This is a genomic window from Micromonospora sp. BQ32, from assembly GCF_059358895.1.
This window is the reverse complement of the sequence record NZ_JCADBI010000028.1, coordinates 40,401-51,224: the sequence shown is the minus strand read 5'-3', so window position 1 is coordinate 51,224 and position 10,824 is coordinate 40,401. Positions and strand designations below refer to the sequence as shown.

The 10,824-nt window shown below is 69.6% G+C and carries 12 protein-coding genes; 2 read left to right on the top strand and 10 right to left on the bottom strand.

The annotated features are described in order from the left end of the window. Positions 1–179 precede the first annotated feature (179 nt). From AC5L30_RS31785 to AC5L30_RS31765, 5 genes are read right to left on the bottom strand one after another with little or no spacing between them, the layout of a single operon-like run. Positions 180–341 (bottom strand): hypothetical protein, encoded by a 162-nt coding sequence (locus AC5L30_RS31785; protein ID WP_494871864.1) that lies wholly within the window; start codon positions 339–341, stop codon positions 180–182. Next, on the bottom strand, positions 338–727 hold the full coding sequence (locus tag AC5L30_RS31780) for a tyrosine-type recombinase/integrase (RefSeq protein WP_494871862.1): 390 nt from the start codon (positions 725–727) through the stop codon (positions 338–340). Before AC5L30_RS31780 ends, AC5L30_RS31785 begins: the two co-directional genes overlap by 4 nt. Before the next feature lie 48 nt (positions 728–775). Then, positions 776–1,210, bottom strand: coding sequence for a hypothetical protein (locus AC5L30_RS31775; RefSeq protein ID WP_494871861.1), 435 nt, complete (start codon positions 1,208–1,210; stop codon positions 776–778). Further along, positions 1,195–1,890 carry a hypothetical protein gene (locus AC5L30_RS31770; RefSeq protein WP_494871860.1) on the bottom strand — a complete coding sequence of 232 codons (696 nt, stop codon included), beginning with the start codon at positions 1,888–1,890 and terminating at the stop codon, positions 1,195–1,197. Before AC5L30_RS31770 ends, AC5L30_RS31775 begins: the two co-directional genes overlap by 16 nt. 42 nt (positions 1,891–1,932) lie before the next feature. After that, positions 1,933–2,118, bottom strand: a complete 186-nt coding sequence (locus AC5L30_RS31765) for a hypothetical protein (protein ID WP_494871858.1) — start codon at positions 2,116–2,118, stop codon at positions 1,933–1,935. A gap of 114 nt (positions 2,119–2,232) precedes the next feature. Here AC5L30_RS31765 and AC5L30_RS31760 point away from each other — a divergent pair, with 114 nt between their 5' ends. Both AC5L30_RS31760 and AC5L30_RS31755 read left to right on the top strand, forming a co-directional pair. Further along, entirely contained in the window at positions 2,233–2,367 is a 135-nt protein-coding gene (locus AC5L30_RS31760) for a hypothetical protein (protein ID WP_494871856.1), read from the top strand. After that, positions 2,367–2,603, top strand: coding sequence for a YfbU family protein (locus AC5L30_RS31755; protein WP_494871854.1), 237 nt, complete (start codon positions 2,367–2,369; stop codon positions 2,601–2,603). The genes AC5L30_RS31760 and AC5L30_RS31755 overlap by 1 nt, the downstream gene beginning before the upstream one ends. Before the next feature lie 123 nt (positions 2,604–2,726). Here AC5L30_RS31755 and AC5L30_RS31750 read toward each other — a convergent pair whose 3' ends face one another. From AC5L30_RS31750 to mptB (AC5L30_RS31730), 5 genes are all read right to left on the bottom strand, one after another. Then, entirely contained in the window at positions 2,727–4,811 is a 2,085-nt protein-coding gene (locus tag AC5L30_RS31750) for a hypothetical protein (protein WP_494871853.1), read from the bottom strand. Then, positions 4,808–6,040, bottom strand: a complete 1,233-nt coding sequence (locus tag AC5L30_RS31745; RefSeq protein ID WP_494871852.1) for a YozE family protein — start codon at positions 6,038–6,040, stop codon at positions 4,808–4,810. Before AC5L30_RS31745 ends, AC5L30_RS31750 begins: the two co-directional genes overlap by 4 nt. Positions 6,041–6,646: 606 nt before the next feature. Next, entirely contained in the window at positions 6,647–7,201 is a 555-nt protein-coding gene (locus tag AC5L30_RS31740) for a DUF4241 domain-containing protein (RefSeq protein ID WP_494871850.1), read from the bottom strand. Between the two features lie 663 nt (positions 7,202–7,864). Beyond that, positions 7,865–9,382, bottom strand: coding sequence for a polyprenol phosphomannose-dependent alpha 1,6 mannosyltransferase MptB (gene mptB / locus AC5L30_RS31735; protein ID WP_494871849.1), 1,518 nt, complete (start codon positions 9,380–9,382; stop codon positions 7,865–7,867). A 14-nt stretch (positions 9,383–9,396) separates the two neighbouring features. Beyond that, positions 9,397–10,797 carry a polyprenol phosphomannose-dependent alpha 1,6 mannosyltransferase MptB gene (mptB, locus tag AC5L30_RS31730; protein ID WP_494871848.1) on the bottom strand — a complete coding sequence of 467 codons (1,401 nt, stop codon included), beginning with the start codon at positions 10,795–10,797 and terminating at the stop codon, positions 9,397–9,399. Positions 10,798–10,824: the final 27 nt, after the last annotated feature.

Here is a 10,824-nt window from a genome sequence, read left to right as displayed (position 1 = left end):
TGATCTCCACCTGGGTCGACTGGAAGCGCGCCAACGAGGTCGACCCGGTGCGTCTGCGCCCGACCCCGCACGAGTTCGCCATGTACTACGACTGCTGAGCCTGATCAAGGCTCTGACCTGGAACAACAGGATCGCTACTGATCTTGGGTACAGGTTGGGTACAACCTCACGGACGGCGGTCATGCCCGGCTCCCAGCCGGCGTGGCCGCCGTTCCGTGTTGACCGAGCGCCCCGTCAATGAGCAGCCGGGTCCGGTCGAGCACGTCCGGCCACTCGTGGATGTAGGTGTTGAGCGTGACCGTCGGCGTGCTGTGCCCCAACGCGAGCTGCACCGTCTTCACCGATGCCCCGCGTGGATCAGGACTGTTGCGTAGTAGTGCCGCAGTCCGTGTTTCCCCCACCGCGCCGGCAGGCCGACCGCTTCCCGGGCGCTCGCCCACGTACGCGAGAAGGTCGCCGCGTTGACGGGCTCGCCGCCGACACCCTTGAACAGCAGGCGTGCGGCCCGGCGGACCGGCCGGCGACGGTCCGTGTCGTCGTCGACTTCGACCGCGTCGCACCCGTCGGCCAGGTGCTGACGTAGCGCCACCGCCACGACATCAGGCAGCTCGACGGTGCGGGCGCTGGTGCTGGTCTTGACCGGTCCGAGGAACGGCTGACGGCCCTTGAGCACCTTGAGTTGGCATCGGACGTGCACCTCCCGCACGTCGAAGTCGATGTCGTCCACCTCCAAGCCGAGGATTTCACCCAGGCGCAGCCCGCAACCGGCCGCGAGTTAGACCGTCGCGGCCAACCGGGCCGGCAGCAGACGCGCCAGGTCGTGCACCTGCTCCGCCGTGGGAAGGACCCGGCTCCCCCGGCCGACCGGCGGAAGCCGAATGCCCTTGTCGCACGGGCTGGCCGAGATCAGCCGGTCCCGCACCGCCATGGCGAACATCGAGCTGAGGTAGGTGTAAACCACCCGTAGCGTGGTCGGAGCGAGGACCGTCGACCGGTCCCGTACCCATCCCTGGATGTGGCTCGGGCGGACATCCTTGATCTGCTGCGCGCCCAGTCCCGGCAGCATGTGGAGCCGGACAGCGTGCTCCACCCGAACCGTTGTGCTGTCGGTGTGGAGTTGGGCGTCCCGCCACAGCGAGGCGAGGGTCGCGACGGTGATGCGGCCCGCCCAATCATCGATGTACTGGCCCCGGCTCAGGTCGGCGCGCACGGGCGGGGCGGACAGTCGCATCGGGCCGCGGCGTCGACGGCTCCGGGGGCGGGGCCGGTCGCGGTGCGCTGATCCGGGTGGCGAGCTCTGCCGGGGTCGGCAGCTCGGGCCGAACCGGCGTCGGTGCCGGGACGGCGGGAACGGTCACGGTCGGGGTTGGCGTCTCGGCGGGTGCCGGGGACGTTGGTGCCGGTGCCGGTGGCAGCGGTCAGGGTTCGGCCGCTATCCCGGCGGATCAGGGCGCGCATGTGCACGGCCAGGCCGGCAACGGCCGGCGGCAGTGCGCCGACGATCGCGGCCATGTCCACGCGCCAAGTTTCATCGGTGTTGGCGTTGGTCTGGAGCAGGTGGTACGCCGACTGCGCGGCGATGCCGATGCCGGCCGCACCGTAGGTGTTCTTCTTAGCGAACGCGGCGACCCGTGCGGGCACGGGAGCCATCCACAGCACCAGGGCGACGACCACGCAGCCGTCGACCGCGATGGGCATCAGCCAGGCCAGGGCGAGGCTGACCGAGGTGCCGGGGATCGTGATGCGGGCGGTGAAGCCGGCGAGTTCGGCCAGCGCGATCCAGGTGGAGGCGGACAGGCCGAACGACGCGGCCAGCACCGCCCACGAGGCGATCGACGCCAACCGGGGCTCACCGGCCGCCGGCCGGAGGTTGGTCGGGTTGGTGGTCATGCCGTGGCCCTCCCGTCAGCGAGGCCGAACAGGGTCGGTTCCTCACGGGAGGCCGGCGGCGTGGGTTGGGCCGCCCTGCGGGTTGCCGTCCGGTTGGGACCGGGCGGTCTTGAGGTTGTGCAGGTCGGCGAACTGGTCAGGCGTCAGCACGTTGAGCGCCTGCTTGTCCTCGCCACGTCGCCGGTAGAGCAGGGGGCGGACGGTGGCGTTGATCGGGCAGTCCGTCACCCCGTCGGGGTAGCGAAGCCGCAGCCCGGGCGCGGTGACCGTGCCGGGCTACCGGGGTGGTGATCGGCGAACACCTGCGCGAGGGTCGCCACCGTGATGCCGAGGCCGGCGCGGATGAGCCGCTCGTCCAGTGCGATCCTCGGCCGCGTGCTGCCGGAGGATGCCAACGACGTCGACGGTGACCTCGCCTACCAGCTGATGCGGGCGAGGATCCTTGAGGCCGGCTTTACCGGCGAGTCGACTTCCTGATGCGCGACGACGACCGCTGGACGGAACTCAAGCCCCAGTTGGAGCGCAACGACAACGGGAACTCGCATTCGCGCGTGCTCGACACGTACCTGCGGATGCTGTCCGAGTTCCGTCGCATCATGGACGGCCGAGAGCGAGGGTTCAGTCGCCGAGACTACCTTCTGTCGCAGAAGGAGCTGGAGCAGATCGCTGCGGCGCGCATCCACCCGTCCAACCGTCACCAGGCGCCGAGCTGACCGGCACGATGCGGCGTGCTGAGCGCCAGCGTGCCGGCGTCACTCTGCGTCCAACGACGCGGATCGAGGCATGGACCCATCCTCTGCCACGGCTCAGAAGCGGAGGTCGAGGAGGCGCGGGGGTCAGGCTGCGGCGAGCAGCGCGGTGATGGTCCCCGTCGCCAGGTCGTCGACCTGAGTAGTGACGGCGTCGTCCAAGGATGTGCCCACGGACGCGAAATATGCCAGCAAGGATCCGCGCACGACCGAACGGACATCGCCCGCGCCGACGTCGACGCCGGCGTCCCGCAGAGCGGCCAGCTCCTTCTGCGCAGTGGCGAGCGCTTCCTCAATCGAGCGGTTCGGGTTGGTCGCGCCGTCGACGGCCCGACGGCAAACCACCACGCTGTCCAGGTTCGAGGGCTCCCGTGCGCCGGCCTTGACGATGCTCGTCGTCATCTCGCCCTTGACCGGCTGGACGGCGGTCACCACGAAGCCGGACCGCCGCAGCGACTCGACCACCTGGACCCATCCGCTGATCCGGGCCTGGTGGAAGGTGAAGGCCAGCAGTCCGCCAGGCTTCAGGACCCGGGCGCACTCCGCCCAAACGGCCTCGATCGCCTTGCCGAACTCGGCCGGGTCCGCGTGCTGGACCTCGCCCGCCCGGCGTGTCGTGGGCGTCTGGGCGTACCCCTCGTACGGCTGCATCTCCTGGAGCCAGGCGTGGAAGAAGTCGGCGAGCTCGGCGTAGTGGACGTTGTCCATGTACGGCGGGTCGGTGATGACCAGATCGACGAACGCCTCCGGGAGGTCCGTGTCCGCCGAGTTCCTGGTGGCGACGTAGGCAGCCTGGACAGTGGTGGCCGAAAACGAGTCCCAGGAGTCGGCGATGGTCGCCGCCAACGGCTCGGAGAGCCCGGTGACGCGGTTAATATCGGTGCCGTCGTCGACGAGGTCGGCCGGCTCCGCCTTGTACTCGTGGGCACGCTGCAGACGGCTCTTGTATAGCGTCGAGAACGCCCCCGACGACTGGGGCGTCCCCCATGGGTGGGCCTCGAGCGGCGTCCGCTCCGGCTTGAGGATGTGGTGGCTGAACATGTGGCGGACAGCGCCGGTGCCCTCGCCCTTGAAAGACGTGAACAGGTTGTTGAACTCGAGGGTGCCCGAGAAGAGTGCGCAGAGTGCCTCGCGTTCGGCGGCCGGGCCCGGCAGGTCACGGATCGCAGTCGCGATCATCGAGAGTGAGACCAGCTGACGGGCGTTGAAGAAGTCGCGCCACTGGCGGAAGTTCCACTTCAGCGCCTGGTCAGTGTTGTTGCCGCGCGCGAGTTCGCCTCGCGGGAGGACAGCCGTGTCAGGCCAGCCAGCGAGCAACTCCACGCACTCGTCGTAGAGGTCGCGATCCCAGTCAGTGATGGCCTCGTAGACCTTAGACCCGTCCCGGTTCGCCACCACCTTCGCGTACATCTCGTAATCGGGCCGGCTGCCGTTGAGCGCCGACAGGGTCTTGAAGCTGTGGCCGTGCCGGCAGCTCGCCACCTGGCCACGGACGGCCCCGCGCTGGGTGATCGCGTGTCCGTTCGGGCAGGTGGCGGTCTCGAAGTCGTAGCGGCTCTCCTGGACCGCCAGGCACTCCGGACAGACGATCTGGGCCTTCGGAACGCGCTTCGGATAGGCGTTTTTGGAAAAGACCGGTGAGTCGAACAGGCGCACGCGGTCCGAGCAGTCGGGGCATTCGACGGTCGCGACCCAGAAGTAGTACAGGACCGTCCGGCCGTCCTCGGTCTGGTGGAGGCGGTCGACCTCCTCGCGGCAAGCCGCCTCGACGGCGGCATACGCGGTTGTCAGAGCCTGCATGTCCCAGGGCTGCATTGCTTGGCGCTGGACCAGGGTCGCCACAGGGTTGATGTCGAAGCAGACGGCTCGGCCACCGAGCTTCAGCACCTCGACGCCCGTCACGCCCGATCCCGAGAACGGGTCGAGCACCACGGCACCCGCCAGGTTGACGGCCGAGCCGTACGCGGACGCGGCGTCATCGCCTTCGGGCGTGACAGCTGAGGTGAGGATGCCGCGAAAGACGGTACCCAGCCGCTTGGCCCACCACTTGTGCGTGCTGGTGGCCGGGCGGTGAACTTCCTTGCGCCAGGATTCCTTGGTGCCGACGGCGCTGAGCATCGCAGCCGGGAACGTCGACTCCAAGCTGGTCTGCGCTGGCACGACAGAGGTCACGAGCGGGATCCGTTGAGCGTGACCTTCTTGGAGTCACCCGCCCCGCGTGACCGGTAGGCGTGGAACCGGTGAACCGTGCCGGCGTTCGGGTTCGGCTCCCTGTGCGTGACCATCTCGTTGGTCTGCATATTGAACTCGTAGGACACGAGCACCTCGTCGACCTCAACGCGGTCGAGGTCGCCAACCTGGACGAGTTGGTCGGACTGGATCTCGTAGTTGGCCGGGAGGATGAGCGTGGCAAGACCGGCGGTGCCCGAGGCGAGAGCGAAGGGGGTCGGCACGACGTACATCTTGCGGTCGCGGACGAGGATGTCGCCGTAGGAGCCGAATCCGCGGAACGACTTGTTCTTGTGGACGTACTCCTGGTTGGCGTTAAGGAAGCTGCCGTGGCAGACCACCAGGTCGACGACCGGGTACTCATCGACACCGCGTTCAGCCTTCGGGTAACGGCCGAACACGTAGAAGACCTCGCGACCGTTGTGCTTGCCCGTCGGCACCTGCGAGTTCGAGTCGTAGTCGGCCTCACGGCCTGGGAACTCCAGGCCCTTGACCTCGTAGCCCTCCGGGTGGTCGACCAATCGGAAGTCGGGGTACGTGTTGCGTCCCGGCTCGTCGTAGTTCAGCGCGCAGGCTTCGATGCGGGCCTGTAGCCAGTTCTGGAAGTGGTACTCCTTGTCACTGGCCGAGACCCGCTTGATCAAGTCACCGTCAGCTCGGGCTCGCTCGCACTCCAAGAACACCTGCTCGACTGCGGTCACTGTCGCCCTCTGCTCGACTTGCTGTTCATGCTCGTAGACGAGCGATGTTCTCAGGCTACCGACAGCATCCGACAGTACGGGCGGAGGGCCCGTCGCCGGCGATCGTCGTGTCACGCTTCCGCCTCGAACGGACTCCTCATCCTCGTCGTCCGAGGGAGCGGGGTGCCCGCTGTACGCCTCCCATGCCTCCCGCAGGGTCCTCCAAGCTGGTTCATAGGCGAAGTGCTCGGCGAGGTGGTCGGCAAACTGACGGTAGTCGGTGCCGGTGGTAGGCCAGCAGTCGTCGCCGGCGACGTCGCGGGACAGGCCACCGATCGGGTGGTTGGCGTTGGCGTGGCCGGCGAGCCACGCGGTGAAACTGCCGTCCGGTGCGGGCGTCTTGGGTGGGATGAGGGCGACGCCGAGCTCGGGGTTGGGGGAGTCGGGGTGTACCCGCACGGGCACGTCAGCGAGGTAGGCGGCGGCAATCATGGCGCCGTTGGTGACGTACCCGATCCCGGCGTGTTCCCCGTCGTGCTTCAACCCGTACGAGGTGGGCCAGGGCCGGTCGCCAGCGGGGTGAAGGGTGCCCAGCCAGGCGTATGCGGTGCGCACCTGGTCGAGGTTGTCAGCGAGGGCGGCCCGGTCGGCAGCGTGGTCAAAGCCAGCCACCGCGTACTTTCCGTAACCGTAGTCGCAGAGTATCGGGTGGGCATCCATGACCCGGGTGAGGTCGGCCTGGCTGGGCTGCGCTGCCGTCACGGTTTTCCCCGATAGTGGTGGGTCGGTTTGCCAGGGTTCAGCATGCCGGATCGGCGGAAACTCCGCGACGGCGCGCGCCGGGAGGCGACGTCAGCGTCACGCAGCTAGGTCGCTGGACCTGTCGCGCATCAGTTGACGGAGATCCGTCGCAGATCAGTTGTCGGATCACTTTTCGCCTCCCTTCTCTGTCGGGCTCCACATGATGGGTGACGGATCGATGTCAGATGTTGGGTGACACTTTCTTGCATCACGGGCCTTCACTGCTACGCAGCGTCACCGCGCTTCCAGGTCGGCCAGGGCCCCTGGGACGACTGGAGGCAACGCGGGGTGGCGGGCTTATCCGACGCGCATGTCGACCACGAAGCAGGCGATGTGTCGGTCTGCGGTGCGTCCGATCCACACGGGGTAGTGACCGTCGCCGAGGCCGCTCTGGAACGCGATGAGGTTGGCCTTCGATTCGGTGTCAGCGACCTCAACGGGCTGATCAGCCTGCCATACCTCGAAGAGCTGAGGCTGATCTTCGGATTTCCGGGCCATCGTGGTGAGCACCGTCGCGTCGAAGAGGCAGACGGTGGCGACGTCGACGCCGACGCCGAAGAACTCATCTTCGGCCAAAGTTGCCGGGTTTTCACCAGGGCGTAGCGCTAACTCCCAGGTGGAGACGGGCGCATCACGAATCGTCAGCTTGGCCGCGGTGACCATCGCGGCCGGGCGCATTTGGTCGGTCTGAAACCTGACGAGCGCCAGGGTAACCGGGTAGGCCCCGGCGGGCACCGTGGTGGTGTAGGGCGCGATGCCCGAACGCTGCCAGCCTGGGAGCCAGCTGGGATCAGCAGCGATGAGACGTCCCGTAGGTAGGCGCAGCAATCCTGCTCGGTGGATGTTGGTCATCCCTCGGACCCCGTCTGGCAAGACGAACTCGGAAGCTGGACGAAAATGAACGTCGAGGTCCGACCGCAACGCCCGCCGACCCGATGGTTCAGCGGGGTCCGGCCGACGACGATTGCCCTCGCCTCGGGTTACTGCCACCAAGGCTGCACCAGCCGATCCGGCTGCGACGATCCCGGCCAGGAGCAGCATGCGGCGGTTCATCGGCATGGTCTACAGCATCCCGGACGCCCAGGACAGACGTCAGGCAGGCAGCGAGGAGCGAGAGCGACGTTCTCCTTCACGCCACGTAGTCAGCGAACCTCGCCCCACCTGTAACCCTTCAAATGAAGCCACGACGTAACGCATCAAGCGGAGTCGGACATCCTGGAAACAGTGGACAACGATGGAAGTTGATATACGGCGTACGACCTACTCAGCGCCTTGATCTACGCCACTCCCCCGGGTCAACCGCCACGCGCGGTTAGTTCGCCATGTACTACGACTGCTGAGCAGTCCAAGCACGACGACTGCTGAGCAGTCGCTCGAACACCGGCCGGGCCGGCTCCGCTCACCGCGGAGCCGGCCCGGCTCGCTTCGCCCGCCGCGCCGCGCCCCGCCGCGCTCCGCCACAAGATCGTGAGATTGGCGAGGCGTTCCGTTCAGACTGCCCCGTCAACCTCATGATCAACGATGCCGGCGGGCGGGGCGCAGGGCGCGTACGAGCACGGTCAGGAGCAGTGCGGTCATCGCCAGGGCACCGGGTGCCTTGGTGACGCGGGCCAGGTTGGTGCCGTCGGGCAGGGTGAGGAAGGCTGCCGCCGCGGCGGGCAGCACGAACCACGTCGTACTGGCGGCGGTGAGCGCGAGCAGCGCCAGCGGCCAGGTCGCGTACCAGGGGTGGAAGACCGGGGACAGGACGACAGTGGCGACCAGCGCCAACGCCGCGCCGTGCAACGCAACCCGGGAACGCGCCACCTCGGGAGCCGACACCTCGGGACCCGCCAGCGCGGGATCCGCCACCTCGGGACCCGCCACCTCGGGCAGCCGGCGCAGGGTCTGCCAGGCCCGCCACCAGAGCACCACCAGCACCCCGACGAGCAGCAGCAGCGCGACCGCGCGGACCACCGGCACCGCCTGCGGGTCCCGGCCGACCAGCGCGCCGGCGTAGTCCACCACGAAGCCCACGGCGGTGGGTGGCGACGTCCACTGCTCCGAGTCGCCACTGTGGGTCAGCCCGCCCACCCAGCCGAAGCCGAGGCCGGACACCGTCGAGGTGACCAGCAGCGCGGCGAGTAGCCCGCCGGCCAGCCAACCACCGTGGCGCAGCAACGCCCGTACGGTGTACTGGTCGGGCATCCCGGCCAGCGCGGCGAACGGCACCACCACCACGGCACTGGCCTTCACCGTGACCGCCAGCCCGAGCAGTGCCCCGGCCAGCAACAACGCCGCCGGCCGACCCGGTCGACGGACCACGATCAGCAGCCCGGACAGCAGCAGGCCGAGCATCACAGCGTCGTTGTGTGCGCCGGCCACCAGGTGTACGCCGACCAGCGGACCGGCCAGCGCCAACCAGGCCGCCCGCCGGGTGGGCACCCCGGCCGCCCGCGCCAGACCGGGCAGGCAGAGCGCGGCCAGCAGCAGCCCCGCCACGGCGATCACGCGCAGCGCCACAATGGTGCCGGTGAGCCCGCCACCGAGGCTGACCGCAAACGCCGCGAGCAGGACGAACACCGGCCCGTACGGTGCCGGGGTGTCCCGCCAGATCGGGGCCACCGTGTCCAGCCAGGGGCAACCCGCCGCGGCCACCCCCACGGCGTACGGGTCGCCGCCGTGCGCGTACGTCCAGCCCTGGCAGGCGTACGAGTAGACGTCCCGGCTGCCCAGCGGCGGCGCGACCAGCAACGGTAGCGCCCACAGCGCGGCGGTGACGTACGCCCAGCGGGTCGACGGCGCACCCTCGCGCAGTGACCACCACGCCCCGACCAGCAGCACCGTGCCGATCAGCCAGCAGGTCAGCGTCGCGGGGCCGCCCGGGGTTCGCCAGATCGACGCGGGTGTCACGCCCAGCGGGGCGTCGGGCAGCGCCCCGCCGAGGTATCCGGCAACGGCGAGCAAGACCGCGCCGGCCAGACCCGCGTACCGGGCACCCGACGACGCCAACGACACAGGCGGCGGCGGAACAGGCGGGCCGGGAGCGGTCACCGGCGCACCTTCCCTCAATCGGCGGCGACCGGCTGACGGGCCGCCCGAGCCGACCGTACCAACCGGATGACCAGCACGATCACCAACAGCGTCATCAGCGGCGCCCCGACCGTCTTGGTGTACCGGGGCAGCCCGGTGCCGTCGGGCAGCACCAGGAACGACGCGACCAGGGCGACCACGGTGAACCATCTGGTGCGCTGGGCGGTGGCGGCCAGCACGAACAGCGGCCAGGTCCAGTACCAGGGGTGCACGACGGGGGCGAGCGCGACGGTGAGGGCGAGCGCGAGGCCGGCGTGGTACAGCGGGTCGCGGGTGCGGGCCCGCCACCAGAGCCAGACGAGCAGTACGGCCAGGAGGATCACGGCGATCCCGCGGGTGACCGGCAGCGCGTCGATGTGGCCGCCGAACAGCGCCGCGACGTACCCGACCGTCTGCCCGACGGCGGTCGGCGGGGAGGTCCAGGCGATGGCGGCGCCGCCCTGGGACAGCCCGCCGACCCAACCGAAGTCCAGCCCGCCGGCGACGGTCACGCCGACCACGGTGGCGGCCGTGCCGCCGACCACCCAGCCGCCGTCGCGGATCAGTGTGCGGATCCGGTACGGCCCGGCGGTGGCCGCCAGCGCGGCGAACGGCACCACCACCACGGCGGTCACCTTGATCGCCACCGCGACTCCGAGGAGCAGCCCGCCGACCAGCAGCATTCCGCGCCGGCCCGGGTGTGCGGCCACCACGGCCAGCCCACCGACCAGCGCGGCGAGCATCAGCACGTCGTTGTGGGGGCCACCGACCAGGTGCGCGGCAACCAGCGGGGAACCCAACGCCAGCCACACCGCCCGCTTCGCCGGTACACCGGCCCGACGGGCCAGCGCCGGCAGGGCCCACGCGGTGAGGACCACGCCGATCAGCGACAGCGCTCGGAACAGCACGATGCTGGCGGTCAGCGAACCGGTGGCCTTCACCACGGCGCCCGCGATGAGCACGAACAGCGGCCCGTACGGCGCCGGGGTGTCGCGCCAGATGACCGAGACCGTGTCCAGCCAGGGGCAGGGCAGCGCGGAGACGCCCTGCTCGTACGGGCTGATGCCGCCGACGAAGCTGGCGCCCTGGCAGGCGTACGCGTACACGTCCCGGCTGCCGAAGGGCGGCGCGATCAGCAACGGCAGCAGCCAGAGCCCGACGGTGACCAGGGCCCACCGCGTCGAGGGTCCCCCGTCGCGCAACGCCCACCAGGCGTACGCCATCAGGCCGGTGCCGACCGCCCAGGCGGCGAGGATCAGCGGGCCGTCGGGCCCCTGCCAGATGCTGACCGGGGTGCTGCGCAGGGGGCCGCTGGGGAACGCGCCGCCGAGGAAGGCGGAGAACGCGAGCAGCATCGAGCCGGCCAGGCCGGTCCAGCGCGCGAGGTGGGAAGGCACGCCGGACATGCTGCCAGCATCACGGCG